Source organism: Streptomyces sp. HNM0645 (genome assembly GCF_030056615.1).
In the GTDB taxonomy this organism is placed as follows: Bacteria; Actinomycetota; Actinomycetes; order Streptomycetales; family Streptomycetaceae; genus Streptomyces; species Streptomyces marianii.
Window position 1 is genome coordinate 72,890 of record NZ_JASHLT010000044.1, and the last position, 17,569, is coordinate 90,458.

Genomic DNA, 17,569 nt, shown 5'->3' on the forward strand with positions numbered 1-17,569 from the left:
GGCCGCGACGGGGCGTCCCCCGGTGTCCGGGGCTAACGTGTCGGCCACGCCGCAGCGTTGATCATGACGGGCGTGCGCCGATGAGACGCCGGGACGGCGGGACGGCGGGACGGCACTGGCTGCCCCACCCGCGGTGCCCGGTCGGGAGGGGGTCCCGTGCCAGACGTACCGTCCACACCGCAAACCCCGGACACCGGGCCCGGGTCGGAGGAGCGAGCCGGATCCGGGGAAGAATCGTTCGTCCAGGACCGGGTCCCGGAGCGGGACGACGATCCCCGCGACGGCTCCGGGCCGCCTGCGGATCCCGCGGATCCGGTCACGGCCCTGACGCCGGCAGGGAAGCGGGAGCGGCATCGGGACGGCGGTCGCGAGCGGACCACGCACGAGACCGGTGACGCCCGGCCTCGTGGAGACGGGGGAAGGCCACCCGAGTCGGGACGGTCACCGGAGTCGGGCGGGCCCGCGGAGACAGCCGGGCCCGCGACCGGCGGTGCGCCGGCGGAGGGAGGTCCGCTCGGTTCCGCGCCCCGCGATGCCGTCGGCGGTGCTCCGGGCTCCGGGGCCCCCGGGCCACCGGGCATGCCCGGGGCCGCACAGGGCCACGGTCCGTCGGCCGGCCCCGGCCGCGCCCAGGCGCACACGCAGCACGGACAGCCCTGGCGTCCACCGGTCGAACGGCCCGAGCCCCGGCTCGCCTCCATCCGCCCCGCCCGGCGCGAGCCCGCTCGTGTGGCGACGCTCTGGTGTGCCCTCGCCACCGCACTGCTCAGCGCATTGCTGCTCGGTGACGGGCTCGGGGTGAACCTGCTGATCGTCGCGGCGCCGGCCACGCTCGCCGCGTACTTCGCCGCCCGAGCCGCGGGCCGACGGCTGCGCCCCTGGACGGCCGTCTGGGCGGTCGGCGGCCTCGCGCTGCTGCTCGTCCCGGCCCTGCGCGACGCGGGCTGGCCGACGTTCCTGGCCGTGGTCTCGGCGATGGCCGTCGGCTCGCTCGCCCTTCACGGGGGCCGCACCTGGCCGGGCGTCGTCCTCGGCCCGGTCGGCGTGCTGGACTCGCTGGTGACCGGTCCGGTGTGGGGGTGGCGCGGACTCCGCGAACGTGCGGCCGGTTCGAGGGGCCGCTGGGGTCCCGTGCTGCGCGCGAGCGCGGTGGCCGTCTTGCTGCTCCTCGTGTTCGGCGCGCTGTTCGCGGGCGCCGACGCGGCGTTCGCCGATCTGCTCGGCCAGCTGACACCGGACGTCTCGGGTGTCCATGCCCCCTGGCGCTTCCTGCTGTTCCTCGTCGGACTGGCCGGGGCACTCGCGGCGGCGCACACCGCAGCGGCGCCGCTGCGCTGGGACCGCCTCACCCTGCGACAGGGCAGAGCGAGGGGCAGGTTCGAGTGGGCTCTTCCCCTGATCGTCCTGGACCTGCTCTTCGCGGCCTTCATCGCCGTCCAGCTGGCCGTCCTCTTCGGCGGGTACGACAAGGTGCTCCGCGAGACGGGACTCACCTACGCCGAGTACGCGCGGCAGGGTTTCTGGCAGCTGCTGTGGGCCACTCTGCTCACCCTCGTCGTCATCGGGCTGGCGCTGCGCTGGGCGCCGCGCGGAGAGGCCCGCGACAGCGCCCTCGTCCGCGCGGTGCTCGGCACGCTGTGCGTGCTCACCCTGGTGGTGGTGGCCTCGGCGTTGCGCAGGATGGACCTCTACGTCGACGCGTACGGGCTGACGCGGCTGCGGATCTCGGTCGCCGCGATGGAGCTGTGGCTGGGACTCGTACTGGTGCTGATCATCGCCGCGGGGCTCCTCGGGAGCCGCTGGCTGCCGCGCGCCGTCGCGGGCAGTGCCGCCGCCGCGGTCCTGGCCTTCGGCCTCGGCTCGCCCGACGCGCTGGTCGCCGAGCGCAACGTCCAGCGCTTCGAGAGCACGGGGAAGATCGACGTCCGGTACCTGCGCGATCTTTCGGCGGACGCCGTCCCCGCTCTCGACGCGCTTCCCGAGCCGGTGCGCTCCTGCGCGCTGAAGGACATCGAAAGCGCCCTGCGGGAGTCGGAGCAGTCCTGGTACGACACGAGCTGGGGGCAGGCCCGGGCGAGGGAGATCCTGGAGAAGCGGCCGGCATCGGCGGGCGGTTCGTCCTGCCCGGAGTACGGGCGGTACGGAGGGGGCGGGGACGAGTACACCCGTGACGGGTACGGGGAGGACGCCGACCTCGACGACTTCGACCCCGGTACCGGCATGGACTGACGGTGCCGTCCGCCCGGGCGCGTACCTGGCGCTGCCCGGTGCGCCGTCCGCCCGCACGATCCGCCTTGCCGCGAGGTGCGGTCCGCTCCCCGTCGGCGCGAGCGACGTCGGCGAGGCGATCGCGCCCCGGCGCTCTGGAGCACTCGCGCCGAGAGCAACTGCCGGGGCCGCCGGGCGAGTCCGCCCAGCAGGCGAGGCGAGCGTGACGACCAGAGGCCGGTCGTGAACACCCGGCGCCGCCCGATGACACCGCCGGCCCGGCACCCGGTCGCCGACGCCTCGGAGGCCGGGCTGCCGTTCGCCGGGAGACGCGCCGGATCACGGAAGCGTTCGTGAGGACCTCTGCCAACTGGCCTGCCGCACACGGGTGGTGACGTAGTCGGCGGCCGGATGCGGCCTGCGCGCGGTCCTTCACGAATGCGATACGTCGACGGTCGAGCGCTTCCAAGGGCTGATCGTCAGCGGCGCCATCGAGTCGTCGACGCATCTCCTCCGGTAGGTGCACGGCGGGGTGCGGCCCGGGATGACGTGTGTTCGGACGCGATGGACGAGATGGTCTTCGGCGCGATTCCGGCGATGATGACGCACCGATCCAAAGTGTGCGGAAGCGAATGGTGGGACGGTGGCATCGCCGGCATGCTCGATCGGGCCGCGAGGCCGCCGCTGCGCCGGCGCGGCGGTGGACGGCGGGCGCGTCCGGGAGAAGGGGAGCCGGGGTGTCGCGGCAGCGCCGCGCGGCGTAATCTGTCTGGCGCCATGCCGTACGAACCACCCACCCACACCGTTGAGCGCTCACTCCGCGCCACCACCGGTGCCAAGATCATCGCTGGTGTCGACGAGGTCGGGCGAGGGGCGTGGGCAGGTCCTGTCACGGTGTGCGCGGCCGTCACGGGTCTGCGCAGGCCCCCCGAGGGGCTGACCGACTCCAAGCTGATCACTCCCAAGCGCCGCGCCGTCCTGGCCGCGGAGCTGGAGAGATGGGTCACCTGTCATGCGCTCGGGCACGCCTCCCCGGAGGAGATCGACGACCTGGGAATGACGGCGGCCCTGCGGCTGGCGGCCGTGCGGGCTCTGGACGGGCTTCCCGTCCGGCCCGACGCGGTCATCCTGGACGGCAAGCACGACTACCTCGGCGCGCCCTGGCGGGTCCGGACGGTCATCAAGGGCGATCAGTCCTGTATCGCCGTGGCGGCCGCCTCGGTGATCGCCAAGGTGCGGCGGGACGCGCTGATGGCCGAGCTCGGACTGGAAGCGGCGGCCTTCGAGCCGTACGCCTTCGGAGAGAACGCCGGCTACCCGTCGCCCGTGCACAAGGCGGCGCTGCACGAGCTCGGTCCCACCCCCTTCCACCGGCTTTCCTGGGCCTACCTCGACGCGATGCCGCGCTGGCGGCATCTGAGGAAGGTCCGGCTCCCGGTGGAGACGGCCGCACTGGAAAGCGGGGGCCAACTCGGCTTCGACTTCTGAACCGGCCGTACCGGGAGTACTGTGCCGACCGGCCTCACGACCGGTCGCACTTATGTGCCACCCGCCGGTGCTCGTCGCACCGGCGTTTGATAGATATCCACCCATGCCTCTCATCCCCGAGGAGCCTCAGATTCACGAGAGTGCCCAGGGTCCCCGCGCTGCATCGGCCGCAGGCCGCACCGCGCCGACCCCTCGTCCCGTACCCGGTCCGCGTGGCGCGGCCGCACCCCGTCCCGGGCGCCCCGGCCCCGGTCCGGCCAGGCCCGCTCCGCCGGCGCAGCGCGCGCACGGCTCCACCGCCACGGCGTCGCCGCGGCAGGAGAATCGTTCCGCGCCGCAGATCCAGCTCATCCCCGCCTCCGCCGACGGCGCGCTCGACGCCGCCGGTGAGGCCGTCGACCTGCTCCTCGACTCGGGGCGCGCCCCGGGCGAGATCCTCGTGCTGACCACGGGTGAGCAGCACCCCTGGGCGGCCCATGAGCTGTCCTTCGGTGAGACGGCCTACTGGGCCCAGCACGACGCCGCCGACGACGTCTTCTACGCGGACGCCGCCTCGGTGGACCGTGCCTCGTCCCGGCCCGTGGTCGTCGTCGCCGTGAACGGCGGCAACGACGACGACGCGGAGCGGACGCTGCCCATCGCCATGGGGCGCGCGCGTGCGCTGCTGATCGTGTGCGGTGATCCGCAGCGGATCAACGCGGCGCTCGGCGCGGGCGTCTGAGCCGGACGGCGGCGCGCACATCCGGACCGGGCGCGACACACTGCCCGTCCGGGTGCGACGCTCTCGCCCGGTGCCGTCGTCCGGCCCTGCGCGGTGCGGGGCGTACCGTGCGGCCGTGCTGTGCTCCCTGCGCGGCACCGCCGACGGGTGGGCGCCGGCTTCCCTGCCCGCGGGTTGCGCCCCCGCACGCCGCCGAGTCGCGCGTACGGGGTCGTGGCCGTCGAACGGGGACGGTGCACCGGAACGCCGTCCGAGGCCCGGTCGCCGGCGCGGAGCCGGGAAGCAGGCTGTTCGCGCCTGTCAGCGGGCCGCCGTACGGCGCAGCGCCTCGGCGGCGCCGCTCGCCGTACGCAGGGGTGCGCCCCCCGTCCCCGGAACCAGATCCGCGAAACCGTTCGACCGCGAGTCGGAGCTGGGCCGACGGCCGCCGCGTCCTTCGCCCAGCACCTGCCACCCGCCGCGCGTCAGTGTGATGTAGGCGCCGCAGCGCAGGCCGTGCAAGGTGCAGGCGTCTCGCAGCCCCCACATCCAGGCGCCGTCCTCCTCCGTCCAACGCTCGTCGCCCTCACGGCAGTAGAGCAGCACGGCGGTGCGGACCGGTGAACGGCGGCGCAGGTCGTGCGGGATGACCCGCCGCAGCTGTGCCAGCAGCGCGTTGCGGAAGTCCCAGCCGTCGGCCGGGGCGGCCCGCCGGGCGAACGAGGCGCTGGCGATGAGCCGTTCCTCGGGATCGAGCACGGCGACGACGGCCGTCGACGGCGTGGGCTCATGACGGACGTGCAGGCCGCTCACGATCTCGCGTGGGTTGCGCAGGAGAGGTATCCCCGCTTCCGCCCACTCCGCGGGTTCCAGCAGTCTGGCAAGGCGACTGGCGGAGCCGGCCGATCCATCGAACGCAGTGGCTGCGGACGAGGCGAATCCGAAGGTCACGGTCCTCCCTTCGCATACGCGCCCACAATGCGGGCAGGGTCGGGTGAGGGCGCACCGCGGCATAGCCCTTTGTGGACCGCGATCGGACCGGGCGGGGGCGGTGGTTCCAATTCTTGCGGGCTCAGGGGCGGGCGGCAACGAGCAATTGAGGCCGCTGACGGGAATGCGTGGAAATGGTGCTCATATCCCTGCCCGCCGCTGCGCGGTGTCACGCTCCCCTCACGCCTGAACTGCCAGGACCAGCGGAAACACCCCCTCAGCTCCCGCTCGCCGCAACAGACGTGACGCGACGGCGAGGGTCCAGCCGCTGTCCGAAAGATCGTCCACGAGCAGCACCGGACCGCCCGCCTCGACCACCGTCCGCGCCAGCTCCGTTGGGACGACGAGGGATTCGTGCAGTCCTCGCACCCGCTGAGCGCTGTTCGTACGCGAGATGTGCCGGTCCTCCGAACCGGCCGTGTACTCGACGGCGCCGAGGAGGGGCATCCTCCCGACCTCCGCGATGCGGGCTCCGAGCGAGCCGACGAGGCGCGGTCTGCGGCGCGAGGCGACGGTCACCACACCGACGGGACGGGCCGGTGCGTCAGCGGCTCCGGAGGACCAACCACCCGGGCCCCTGGCCCAGTCGGCGAGGACGCTGACGACCGCATCGGCCACATCGGCGGGCACCGGACCGTCCGGAGCCTGCGCGGCCATCATCGGCCGCAGCCGGTTGCCCCAGCCGATGTCGGAGAGCCGGCCCAGTGCCCGGCCCGTGAAAGCCTGTTCGCCCATGGGAATCCGCCCCTTGAGGTCCACGCCGACCGCCGGAAGACCGGTGGGCCACATCTTGCGTGGCTCCACCTCCACGCCGGGGCGCCCCAGTTCACCGCGCGCGGCATCCAGCGCGGCCGCGGACACCGAGGCGTCGAAGCGGGAGCCGGCGCAGTTGTCGCAGCGGCCGCACGGGACGGCCTCCTCGTCGTCCAGCTGCCGGCGCAGGAACTCCATCCGGCAGCCCACGGCCGAGGCGTAGTCGCGCATCGCCTGCTGCTCGGTTTCGCGCTGACGCGCCACCCACGCGTAGCGCTGGGAGTCGTACACCCACGGCCGGCCGGTCGTCGTCCAGCCGCCCTTGACCCGGCGCACCGCTCCGTCCACGTCGAGGACCTTGAGCATCGTCTCCAGCCGTGTGCGGCGCAGCTCGACGAGCGGTTCCAGCGCGGGCAGGGACAGGGGCCGCCCGGCCTGCGCCAGCACGTCGAGGGTGCGGCGCACGAGGTCCTCCGGAGGGAAGGCGACCGAGGCGAAGTACTGCCAGATCGCCTCGTCCTCCTTGCCGGGCAGGAGCAGCACCTCGGCGTGCTCCACGCCGCGGCCGGCCCGGCCCACCTGCTGGTAGTAGGCGATGGGCGAGGAGGGCGACCCGAGGTGCACCACGAAGCCGAGGTCCGGCTTGTCGAACCCCATCCCGAGCGCGGAGGTGGCGACCAGGGCCTTGACCCGGTTGGCGAGCAGGTCGTCCTCCGCCTGTTGCCGGTCCGCGTTCTCCGTGCGGCCCGTGTACGACGCCACCGTGTGCCCGCAGTGCCTCAGATACGCCGTCACCTCCTCGGCGGCGGCGACCGTGAGCGCGTAGATGATCCCCGAGCCGGGGAGCTCACCGAGATGATCGGCCAGCCAGGCCAGCCGGTGGGCGGCGTCGGGGAGTTGGAGCACGCCGAGGCTGAGGCTCTCCCGGTCCAGCGGCCCGCGCAGCACCAGCGCGTCGGTACCCGCACCCGTGCCCAGTTGCTCCGCCACGTCGGCGGTCACACGAGCGTTGGCCGTCGCGGTCGTGGCCAGCACCGGGACACCGGGCGCCAGATCGGCGAGCATCGTGCGCAACCGCCGGTAGTCGGGGCGGAAGTCGTGGCCCCAGTCCGAGATGCAGTGCGCCTCGTCCACCACGAGCAGGCCGGTCGCCGCGGCGAGCTTCGGCAGCACCTGGTCCCGGAAGTCCGGGTTGTTCAGCCGCTCGGGACTGACCAGCAGTACGTCGACCGCGCCGGCGGCCACCTCATCCTGGACGGTCTCCCACTCCTCCGTGTTCGACGAGTTGATCGTCCTGGCCCGGATACCCGCCCGAGCGGCGGCCTCCACCTGGTTCCGCATGAGCGCGAGCAGCGGCGAGACGATCACCGTCGGACCGCTGCCCCGCTCACGCAGCAGTGACGTGGCGACGAAGTACACGGCGGACTTGCCCCAGCCGGTCCGCTGCACGACCAGCGCCCTGCGCTTGTCGGCGACGAGCGCCTCGATGGCCCGCCACTGGTCCTCGCGCAGTTGGGCGGCGCCGGTGGCGTCCCCGACGAGACGTGCGAGTACGGCGTCGGCCGATGCCCTGAGTTCTGCGCGGTCTGCGTTGGTCATGCCCCCATGCAACCCGATGGCAAGGACAATCCGCGAACGAGCCGGTCAGCCTGTGGATAACGTTATCCACAGGGGTCGCGGTGCCGGGGTGGTCCGCGGGACCGTCGTGCCATGAACAAGCACCACGAACCCACCGGGCCGGCCGACGGCGAGCAGCAGCAGATCACCTTGCGCGGGCCTGCCGAACTCGTCGACGCCCTGCCGTACATGCTGGGCTTCCACCCGACCGACTCGATCGTGCTCGTCGCGCTCCACGGCAGGCAGGGCCGCTTCGGCGGGCGGCTCCGCCTGGGCATCCCCGAATCCCCGCGCGAGTGGCTGCCCGTCTCCCGGCAGCTCGCCGAGTGCCTCGTCGAGGGCAGCGAGCGCCGCGGCTCGAGGCCGGACGGAATCGTCGTCTTCCTGTGCCAGGACCCCGCGGAGGGGGAGACCGGCCGGGCGGTGATGGAGCGGCTGCGCCCCCTGGCGCAGTGGCTGCGCACCTCCTGCGGCGCGCTGGACGTCCCGGTCCCCGAGGCGCTGTGCGTTTCCGGCGGCCGCTTCTGGAGCTACTGCTGTCCGGATTCCCGCTGCTGCCCGGCGGAGGGTACGGCGACGGCGATCTCCGGCACCTCGGTCATGGCCGCGGCCGCGGCGTACGCGGGCATCCAGGTCCGGGGCTCGCTGCGGGAGATGGAGTCGCGCCTCGAGCCGCTGCGGACCCCGTCCATGGCCGACCAGGAGCGGGCCCTGGACTCCGCGGGTGCGGCCCTGCTCCCGAGGATCCTGCACGGAGGGAGCAGGGGGCAGGTCGGGGCCGAGACCCTGAGGCTCGCCCGTCGGCTGATGAAGCGCCTGGGGGAGAGGGCGACGCTCGACATGGGCCCGTCCTCGGCGGACACCCGCGACGACAGGCTGATCTCCCACGCCGAGGCGGCCGCGGTGATTCTCGGGCTCCAGGACCGCGAAACCCGGGACCGGGCCGCCGCGTGGATGGAGGGTCCGCAGGCCCATCGCGCGCTCAGGCTGTGGCGGGCGCTGGCCCGTCGTTGCGTCGGACCCTACGCGGAGCATGCGGCCGCCCCGCTCTCGCTGGCCGGCTGGGTGTCCTGGTCCACGGGCGACGAGCCGAGCGCGCGGGTCGCCCTCAGCCTCGCCCTCCGGGTGGATCCGGAGTACGTCTTCGCGCGCCTGCTCCACCAGGCGTGCAACGACGGGGTGGATCCCGAGGAGCTGCGCCGCTGCCTTCGGACCCACGGCACGGTGCCGGTGCCGGGTGCTCCGGCACCGGTGACGTCCGAGGGCGGTTCCGCAGGCGGTTCGGCGGGGAGCGAATCGGGCGCCGCGGGGCTCACGGCCGGTTCCGCGGGGTGCGGGCCGGCTGCCGCCCAGCTCACGGCCGGGGGCGAGCCGGCTTCCGCCGGACCCTCCACGCAGTCGGCCGCGGCACGGGCGGCCGCATCCCATTCCACGCCCGCGGCCGCCTCCGCGCGGGGCTCCGCACCCGGGGCCGAGCCCTCCGCTCCGGGCCAGGACACCACGGTCGGTCGGTCCGCTCGTCCGGGGCCGGCTCCGGACGCGGCTCTGGACGCGGCGGCGCACGACGCGTCGCGGGCGCCCGGCCCGATGCACCCCCCATGTCACGGGACCGAGGGCGCGCGCCGGCCCGGGTCCCGCCCCCGCCTTTCGCGTCCGGGGTCCCAGGTGCGGCCGGGGGGCCGGAAGAGGGGCATCGCGCCCGGCCCGGCTGCTCCGGGAGCGGCCTTGCCCACCAGGCGGCGCGTTTCGAACGCCGAGGGCGGCGCCGAGGCACCGAGCCCGGCCCGCCAGGGCGGGCCGGGTACCGCGGAAAGGGAACCGGCGGGGGAGCGTGATCGGCCGGCGTCGCCGCGGGTGGCTCCGCCCGGGGGAGCGGCGCCGTCGTAGGGGCCGCGTTGCCCCGCCGCCCGGTCCGCGAGGCCGAGCCAACCGGTCCCGGTCTTCTCCGTCGCCGTACCGTCCCGTCACCGCCCAGCCCCGGAGCCCTGCCCTCCCGGCCCGTTCTGGCGCGGTTCCGTGCCGACCTTCACCGGCTCCGTCCACTTCCGACGTGTCGCCGGGTCCGGCCGGGCCAGGGCCGGACCGGGCACGGCCCCGTCCGGGCGGGGCCGGCGAGGACCGGAGCGGCTCGGAGTCCGGATCGGCGGAGCCGGTCCCCGGAGGAGGGGAGAGCCACCGCAGGGGCGTAGTTGAGGGGTGACGACGACCGGCCCGGCACACGGCGGGGCCGCCGATCCGGAGCACCAAGAAGTCGTGGTTCTGATCAGGAAGGGAGTGTTTATCGTCAGGAAGACGACTATGATCGCGGCATGCCCTACGACCCGTCGGCCTTCCCGCCCTTCGCTGTCACCGTCGACCTGGTCGTGCTCACCGTGCGGCGCGACGCGCTGTGCGCTCTGGTCGTGCGACGCGGCGAGCAGCCGTACCAGGGGCGGTGGGCGCTGCCCGGAGGATTCGTCAGGGCGGACGAGGACCTCACGGCCGCGGCGGCGCGCGAACTCGTCGAGGAGACGGGGCTCTGCGTGCACGACCCCCACTCGCCCGCGCCCGACAACGGTGCGCACCTCGAACAGCTCGCCACCTACGGCGATCCGAAGCGGGACCCGCGGATGCGTGTGGTGAGCGTCGCGCATCTGGCACTCGCGCCGGACCTCCCCGCGCCGCGCGCCGGCGGTGACGCGAGCAATGCGCGCTGGGCGCCCGTCGAGACGCTGCTGGGTCCGGAGGGGGGTGCGCGCGACGAGGACCAGTCCGGCCGGCTGGCCTTCGACCACACACAGATCCTGGCGGACGGCGTGGAGCGGGCCCGTTCCAAGATCGAGTATTCGTCGCTGGCCACGGCGTTCTGTCCGCCGGAGTTCACGGTCGGCGAGCTGCGGCGGGTGTACGAGGCGGTGTGGGGTGTCGCCCTGGACCCGCGCAACTTCCATCGCAAGGTGACCGGCACCCCCGGCTTCCTGGTGCCGGCCGGCGGCACGACGACCCGCCAGGGCGGGCGTCCGGCACAGCTCTTCCGGGCCGGCGGCGCGCCCCTGCTCAATCCGCCGATGCTGCGTCCCGAGGTCTGACGTCCGGGCGGCCGCGCTCGTGAGCCGCACCGTCGCCCTGACACCCGGCGTCACGAGGCTGCCGAGAAAGTCCGAAATGTCGCGTTATCGTGCTGCGGTATCCGCACCCGTCGTGCACCCGCCCAGCCGCCGAGCGGTCTCACCTCCGCAAGGGAAGCGATGCTCCAGGCCATCGGACTCACCAGCACCTCCCGCCGGTACCTCGCGCCCGCTGTGGACGATCTGACCTTCGAGGCGAGACCGGGCGACGTCACCGCCCTTCTCGGAGCGCGGGGTTCGGGTAAGAGCACGGCCCTGCGGCTGATGCTCGGACTCGAGGAGGGCCGTGGCGTCACCTACTTCCGCGGACGCCCTCTCCATGGCATCGCGAGCCCCGCCCGGGAGGTGGGCGTGCTGCTGGGCGATGTCCCGGGGCATCCCGCCCGTACCGCGCGGGGTCAGCTCCGGATGCTCTGTGCCGCTGCCGGGGTGCCGGTGTCCCGAGCGGACGACATGCTCGACCTCGTGGGTATCGCCGCGCTGCGGGACGCACGCCTCGGTTCGCTGTCCCTCGGCATGGATCGCAGGCTGGGTCTGGCCGCCGCGCTGGTGGGGGACCCGCACACCCTGCTGCTCGACGCCCCCTCCCGGGACTCTCACCGCGCGAGCACAGCTGGCTGTTCGGCCTGCTGCGTGCTCACGCCGCACACGGCGGGACGGTCCTCTACGCGACCGCTGACCCCAAGGAGGCGGCCAGGACCGCGGATCGGGTGGTCACCATCGACAAGGGCCGGCTCGTCGCCGACCAGGACGTGGCCGACTTCGCCCGGACCCGGCTCCGGCCGCGCGTCGCCGTCCTGAGTCCGCACGCCGTCCGGCTCGCCGCGGCGCTGAGTCATGAGTCGCGGGCCGCACGCCGCTCCGTCGAAGTCGTCGCCGAAGGCGGCAACCGGCTCTCCGTGTACGGGAGCAGCTGTGCGGAGATCGGTGACGCCGCCTTCCGCCACGGCGTGCTCGTCCACCAACTCGCCGACGAGATCGGTGACGCGGGGCCCCGCGCGGTACCCCCGCGCGCTCCGGGCTCCGATGACCTGACCGGCGCCGTCCCCGGTGTGCCCGCTCCCGGCGCCGCGCCCGCCCCGGGCGGTGCCGCCGGTCGAGGGCTCGCCGCACAGGACACCTCCGCTTCGCGGGTATTCCCCGACGGCGCCCAGGCGCATGCGGCCGCGCACGGTCCGGCACCTCGTCCCGCTGCCCCGCACGCCCCCGGCCACCCCCCGGCCGCGCCGCACCCGGTGAGTGCCTCCTTCCCGGCCGGGCACCGCTCCACCCTCGCCCCGGCCCTGGCCGCCCCGCCCCTTGCACGCCCGCCCCTTGCGCGCCCGCGCCGCGGCGCATCCCGCGCCGGGCGTGCTCCGTCGCAGCCGCTCCAGCCGTTGCGGTACGAACTGCGCCGCATGCTCGGGGTCCGGACGACGTATCTGGTCACGGCGGCCGTTCTCGTCTCATCCGCCGTTCTCTCCGTCCTGCTCGCGTACGCGGGCCGCACCTCGCTCCCGGACCTGCTCGCGGCCTGGCCCGGGGCATGGCCCCTGCCGCCCGCCGCCTTCGGCGCGGGGGTCCTCGGCGCCCTCTCCTTCGGGGACGAGTTCCGCTATCCCGCGCTGGCGGCCGCGCGCGGGACCGTTCCCCGCAGGCTGGGCCTGCTCCTCGCCAAGCTCACGGTGACGGCCGTGGCGGCTCTCCTGCTCGGTGGTGCCGTCGTCGTGCTCGACGCCCAGGCGCTGTGGCTCCTCTACGGGGCCGATCCCCTGCCCGTGATCCGGAACTGGCCTGTAGTCGCTCTGAGTTGGGCCGGGCTCCTGGTCGGCTGCGCATGGTCGGGCCTGCTCGCCGCGGGAACCTTCCGCCTCACGGCCGCGGGTGTGGCCGCCGTCCTCGCCGTCCCGGTGGCGGTCGTCCCCCTCGTGCAGCGGGCGTTCGCGAGTGCGTCGGGGCGCTCGGTCACGGGATTCCCGGCGCGCTTGAGGGAGCTGACCTGGCTGCAGTGGCCGTATGAGGTGGACCGCTGGTTGCTCGCGGTGCTGCGGACGCTCGTCCAACCAGTGGGAACGGCACTGGCGTTGTCCCTCTCCGCCCTGTTCTGCTCGTACCTGGTCGTCGGTCTCCGCAGTAAAGTTCATCGATGACAGAATTCGATCACGATGCGATGAGCTGCCCGTAACTCCCCGAAGAATGACCGTTTCTTCCCGATAAGGCGTCAATTGTAGGGTGAGCGCCGATCACCCTTTCGTGTGCTTTTCACCAAAGACCTCAAGGGTGGCTGAGGGCGCGCCGACAAAGGATGCGTGAGTACCCTTGCGCACACCATGATGACCGCCGCCCGCCCCGTCGAGTCCGGCCTCGCCGGCCCGGGCGATCTCGACCGATACCCGTACCCGGAGGTGCCCGGCGTCGACCGGGTCGGCCCTCCGGCCTGGGACACCGCGGAAAGCGAGTTGGGCCGCGTCGGCCGCCGTGCCGCGGGCAGCCGGGGCCGCGGGCTCCACGGTCAACTCGTCCAGCAGCTCGGCCAGATGATCGTCTCCGGGGATCTCGGGGCCGACCGTCCGCTCGTGCCGGAGGAGATCGGCCAGCGCTTCGAGGTGTCCCGCACCGTGGTCCGCGAGTCGCTGCGGGTCCTCGAGGCCAAGGGTCTCGTCAGCGCCCGCCCGAACGTCGGTACCAGGGTCCGTCCGGTCAGCGACTGGAACCTGCTGGACCCCGACATCATCGAGTGGCGCGCCTTCGGTCCCCAGCGCGACGACCAGCGCCGTGAGCTGACCGAGCTCCGCTGGACGATCGAGCCGCTCGCCGCCCGGCTGGCGGCCGGGCACGGCAGGGAGGACGTCCAGCAGCGCCTCGGCGACATGGTGGAGATCATGAGCCACTCGCTCGCGCAGGGTGACGGGATCACCTTCACCCGCGCCGACGCCGAGTTCCACTCGCTCCTGATCCAGGTCGCGGGCAACCGCATGCTCGAGCACCTGTCCGGCATCGTCGCCGCCGCCCTCCAGGTGTCGGGAGGGCCCGCTGCCGGCTGCGACCGCCCCTCCGAGGCATCCGTCGCGCACCACGCGCGGATCGTCGACGCCCTCGCCGCCGGCGACGCGAACGGTGCGGAATCGGCCATGCGGCAACTTCTCACGACCCACCCCGAGGTGGAGCGCGTGGTCCCGGCTCCGCGCGAGCACTGATCCGCGGCTGCGGCCGGGGCGTTCGAGGCGTACCCGTCGTGTGTCGCCGGACCCCGGGGTCCGGCGACACGATTGTGTAGCCGAATGCTGATTGAACCCTCATTTGGTCGTTTTGTCGCCAATGGGGTGTGACTCGGGCCACGCGGATTGGGCGTAACACTCCTCGAGACAGTGCGATGACCTAAGAGGTGACAGCCGAGGAGGGAATACAAGCGCCGATCGCGGCGCTGTTCACTCTCCGAGGTCCAGCCCGCGCCGTCGGTACATCCCCAGCCGGCGGTCGTCGGCTCCGGCCCGATCATGGGCGGGGCCGGAAGCCGTTTCCATCGTTCCGAGAGGTTGTTCGTGTCGGCCAGCACATCCCGTACGCTCCCGCCGGAGATCGCCGAGTCCGAGTCTGTGATGGCGCTCATCGAGCGGGGAAAGGCTGATGGGCAGATCGCCGGCGATGACGTGCGTCGGGCCTTCGAGGCTGACCAGATTCCGCCAACCCAGTGGAAGAATGTTCTGCGCAGCCTCAACCAGATCCTCGAGGAAGAGGGTGTGACGCTGATGGTCAGTGCCGCGGAGTCGCCCAAGCGCACCCGCAAGAGCGTCGCAGCTAAGAGCCCGGCGAAGCGCACCGCCACCAAGACCGTCGCGGCCAAGACGGCCACGGCCAAGACCGTCGCCGCCTCCACCGCGTCGTCGGCCACCGCCGCCGACGACGAGAGCACCGCGGTGGCCGCCGGCGAGACCGCCGCGCCCGCGAAGAAGGCGGCGGCCAAGAAGACCGCCGCCAAGAAGGCGACGGCCGCGAAGAAGACCGCCGCGAAGAAGACCGCGGCGAAGAAGGCGACGGCGGCCAAGAAGGACGCCGAGGAGCTGATCGAGGGCGAGGAGGCGATCGAGGAGCCGCAGGCCGGCAAGGCCGGCGAGGAGCCCGAGGGTGCCGAGAGCGCCGGTTTCGTGCTGTCCGACGAGGACGAGGACGACGCCCCCGCGCAGCAGGTCGCCGCGGCCGGCGCCACCGCCGACCCGGTGAAGGACTACCTGAAGCAGATCGGCAAGGTCCCCCTGCTCAACGCGGAGCAGGAAGTCGAGCTGGCCAAGCGCATCGAGGCGGGCCTGTTCGCCGAGGACAAGCTGGCGAACTCCGACAAGCTGGCCCCGAAGCTCAAGCGCGAGCTGGAGATCATCGCCGAGGACGGCCGCCGCGCCAAGAACCACCTGCTGGAGGCCAACCTCCGGCTGGTCGTCTCGCTGGCCAAGCGCTACACCGGCCGCGGCATGCTCTTCCTGGACCTGATCCAGGAGGGCAACCTCGGTCTGATCCGTGCCGTCGAGAAGTTCGACTACACCAAGGGGTACAAGTTCTCCACGTACGCCACCTGGTGGATCCGTCAGGCGATCACCCGTGCCATGGCCGACCAGGCCCGCACCATCCGTATCCCGGTGCACATGGTCGAGGTCATCAACAAGCTCGCGCGTGTGCAGCGCCAGATGCTCCAGGACCTGGGCCGCGAGCCCACTCCGGAGGAGCTGGCCAAGGAGCTCGACATGACCCCGGAGAAGGTCATCGAGGTCCAGAAGTACGGCCGCGAGCCGATCTCGCTCCACACCCCGCTGGGTGAGGACGGCGACAGTGAGTTCGGTGATCTGATCGAGGACTCCGAGGCCGTCGTTCCGGCCGACGCCGTCAGCTTCACGCTGCTTCAGGAGCAGCTGCACTCGGTGCTCGACACGCTCTCGGAGCGTGAGGCCGGTGTCGTCTCCATGCGCTTCGGTCTCACCGACGGCCAGCCGAAGACGCTCGACGAGATCGGCAAGGTCTACGGCGTGACGCGTGAGCGCATCCGCCAGATCGAGTCCAAGACGATGTCCAAGCTGCGGCACCCGTCCCGGTCCCAGGTGCTGCGGGACTACCTGGACTAGGACGAGGACGACACTCGTACAGGCGGAGGGCCCGGCATCCCGAGGGAGCCGGGCCCTCCGCCTGTACGCTCCCCCGGGCGTTCTCCGGGCACGGAAGCGGGGTCGACCGGTCTCCTCGCCCGGCGTGTGCCGCCTGCCCGCCTTCGTGCCCGGGTCTCGTTCGGTCAGGAGTCCGCCCGCCGGTTCCCCGGGTGCTCGCGCGCCGCACTCGCGGGGGTGCGGACCGTGTCCGGTTGTTCGACGCTGAGTGGACGGAGAGCACCGGAGAGTCAGGAGAGCGCATGCGACGTCCCATCACCCGACCCTTGACGGCGGCCTTGGCCCTGGCCTCCGCTGCGGCTCTGACCCCGCTCGTCTCTCCGATGCCGGCGGCCGCCGACAGCGTGATCATCGGAGGGTCGACGGTGCGGTCCTCGGAGATCCCCTGGGTCGTCGCCCTGTCCAGCCGTGACCGGTTCGGGGGTATCAGGGCCGGGCAGTTCTGTGGCGCCGTGGTGGTCGCGCCGACGAAGGTGCTCACCGCGGCACACTGCCTCAGCCGAGAGGTGCTGGGGGCGCCGGTGGGCGAGGTGCGCGATCTGCGGGTGATCGCGGGGCGTGAGGACCTGCGCGGCCCCGGTGGCCAGGAGATCCCCGTGAGGAAGGTGCAGTTCGCGCCCGGGTACGATCCCGAGACCAGTTCCTCGGACCTGGCCGTGCTCACGCTCGGCAGCGCGCTGCCCGCGCAGTACGCCATCGCGACGGCCCGTCGGGGCGACGAGGCGTACCGGCCGGGCACGGCGGCGACGGTCTACGGCTGGGGCGACACGACGGGGGCCGGCACGTACGCCCGGACGCTGCGTGCCGCGCAGGTACAGGTGCAGCCGGACTCGGTGTGTGCGCAGGCGTACCCCGGCAGTGTGATGGGGGGTCGGTACCTGCCGGCCACGATGATGTGTGCCGGGGACGCCAGGGGCGGTCACGACGCCTGTCAGGGCGACAGCGGCGGCCCGCTGGTGGCGCAGGGCCGGCTGATCGGGATCGTCTCCTGGGGCAGCGGATGCGGCCGCGCGGACTCTCCCGGGGTCTACACGCGGGTCGGTGAGGTGCTGCCGACGGTGACCGACAAGCAGTGAGAGGCACGCCAGTTGGTGGATAGACCGAACGATTTCAGCCAATGGGGCGGCGTGAACTCCCGCCCTGGCGAGCGGTCGGAAAGCCGGTCCGCGGTCGCCGGGAGTGCTGGCGTGCGCGCCCCGCGTCACCGAGTGGCACACGGGGCAACGAGAACGGGCGGCCACCCCTTCCGGGGGTGGCCGCCCGTCGGCCGGTCCTGGACCGGCCCCTGGCTCGTCGTGGGATGCGACCTCAGCGCTCGTCGTCTCCGGCGCCGGCCGGTACGGCCGTCAGGCGGTCCGTCTCATCCTGTATCTCAGCGGCGATCTTCTTGAGTTCCGGCTCGAACTTGCGCCCGTGGTGGGCACAGAAGAGCAGCTCACCGCCGCTTGTCAGGACGACGCGCAGGTACGCCTGGGCGCCGCAGCGGTCGCAGCGGTCAGCGGCCGTCAGCGGGCTCGCGGGGGTCAGAACAGTAGTCACGTCGCCTCTTCTCTAGCTCGACGAGCTGTCGTACCAGG

The 17,569-nt window shown here is 73.1% G+C and carries 13 protein-coding genes and 1 pseudogene; 10 read left to right on the forward strand and 4 right to left on the reverse strand.

The window, feature by feature from the left end; genetic code table 11:
• Nucleotides 1-324: 324 nt before the first annotated feature.
• Nucleotides 325-2,229 carry a DUF4153 domain-containing protein gene (locus tag QMZ92_RS26840; RefSeq protein ID WP_502962148.1) on the forward strand — a complete coding sequence of 635 codons (1,905 nt, stop codon included), beginning with the start codon at nt 325-327 and terminating at the stop codon, nt 2,227-2,229.
• A gap of 96 nt (nt 2,230-2,325) precedes the next feature.
• Here QMZ92_RS26840 and QMZ92_RS26845 read toward each other — a convergent pair.
• Nucleotides 2,326-2,495, reverse strand: a pseudogene (locus tag QMZ92_RS26845) (MFS transporter); the annotation flags it as partial.
• A 490-nt stretch (nt 2,496-2,985) separates the two neighbouring features.
• Between QMZ92_RS26845 and rnhB the strand changes: the two are divergent.
• Together rnhB and QMZ92_RS26855 are read left to right on the forward strand one after the other, a co-directional pair.
• Nucleotides 2,986-3,696: a ribonuclease HII gene (gene rnhB / locus QMZ92_RS26850; protein WP_283300080.1), complete on the forward strand. Its 711-nt coding sequence runs from the start codon at nt 2,986-2,988 to the stop codon at nt 3,694-3,696.
• 103 nt (nt 3,697-3,799) lie between these two features.
• On the forward strand, nt 3,800-4,417 hold the full coding sequence (locus QMZ92_RS26855; RefSeq protein ID WP_283300081.1) for a hypothetical protein: 618 nt from the start codon (nt 3,800-3,802) through the stop codon (nt 4,415-4,417).
• 300 nt (nt 4,418-4,717) lie between these two features.
• On the opposite strand, the gene QMZ92_RS26860 is transcribed toward QMZ92_RS26855, so the two are convergent.
• Both QMZ92_RS26860 and QMZ92_RS26865 read right to left on the reverse strand, forming a co-directional pair.
• A complete protein-coding gene (locus QMZ92_RS26860) occupies nt 4,718-5,347 on the reverse strand; it encodes a hypothetical protein (protein WP_283300082.1) in 630 nt (209 codons plus the stop codon).
• A gap of 219 nt (nt 5,348-5,566) precedes the next feature.
• Entirely contained in the window at nt 5,567-7,738 is a 2,172-nt protein-coding gene (locus QMZ92_RS26865) for a RecQ family ATP-dependent DNA helicase (RefSeq protein WP_283300083.1), read from the reverse strand.
• Between the two features lie 111 nt (nt 7,739-7,849).
• On the opposite strand from QMZ92_RS26865, the gene QMZ92_RS36525 reads away from it, so the two are divergent.
• The 7 genes from QMZ92_RS36525 (at nt 7,850) to QMZ92_RS26900 (ending at nt 17,068) form a co-directional block, all read left to right on the forward strand.
• Nucleotides 7,850-9,643, forward strand: coding sequence for a DUF4192 domain-containing protein (locus QMZ92_RS36525; protein WP_283300084.1), 1,794 nt, complete (start codon nt 7,850-7,852; stop codon nt 9,641-9,643).
• Between the two features lie 422 nt (nt 9,644-10,065).
• Nucleotides 10,066-10,824 (forward strand): NUDIX hydrolase, encoded by a 759-nt coding sequence (locus QMZ92_RS26875; protein WP_283300085.1) that lies wholly within the window; start codon nt 10,066-10,068, stop codon nt 10,822-10,824.
• Nucleotides 10,825-10,983: 159 nt separating this feature from the next.
• Complete coding sequence (locus tag QMZ92_RS26880; protein WP_283300086.1) at nt 10,984-11,664, forward strand: ATP-binding cassette domain-containing protein; 681 nt, start codon at nt 10,984-10,986, stop codon at nt 11,662-11,664.
• Nucleotides 11,574-12,992 (forward strand): DUF8746 domain-containing protein, encoded by a 1,419-nt coding sequence (locus QMZ92_RS26885; RefSeq protein ID WP_283300087.1) that lies wholly within the window; start codon nt 11,574-11,576, stop codon nt 12,990-12,992. Before QMZ92_RS26880 ends, QMZ92_RS26885 begins: the two co-directional genes overlap by 91 nt.
• Nucleotides 12,993-13,151: 159 nt before the next feature.
• On the forward strand, nt 13,152-14,039 hold the full coding sequence (locus QMZ92_RS26890) for a FadR/GntR family transcriptional regulator (RefSeq protein WP_283300089.1): 888 nt from the start codon (nt 13,152-13,154) through the stop codon (nt 14,037-14,039).
• 345 nt (nt 14,040-14,384) lie between these two features.
• Nucleotides 14,385-15,953 (forward strand): RNA polymerase sigma factor, encoded by a 1,569-nt coding sequence (locus QMZ92_RS26895; RefSeq protein ID WP_283300090.1) that lies wholly within the window; start codon nt 14,385-14,387, stop codon nt 15,951-15,953.
• 281 nt (nt 15,954-16,234) lie between these two features.
• A complete protein-coding gene (locus tag QMZ92_RS26900) occupies nt 16,235-17,068 on the forward strand; it encodes a S1 family serine peptidase (RefSeq protein ID WP_283300091.1) in 834 nt (277 codons plus the stop codon).
• A 232-nt stretch (nt 17,069-17,300) separates the two neighbouring features.
• On the opposite strand, the gene QMZ92_RS26905 is transcribed toward QMZ92_RS26900, so the two are convergent.
• Nucleotides 17,301-17,531: a DUF7455 domain-containing protein gene (locus QMZ92_RS26905; protein ID WP_269728010.1), complete on the reverse strand. Its 231-nt coding sequence runs from the start codon at nt 17,529-17,531 to the stop codon at nt 17,301-17,303.
• Nucleotides 17,532-17,569: the final 38 nt, after the last annotated feature.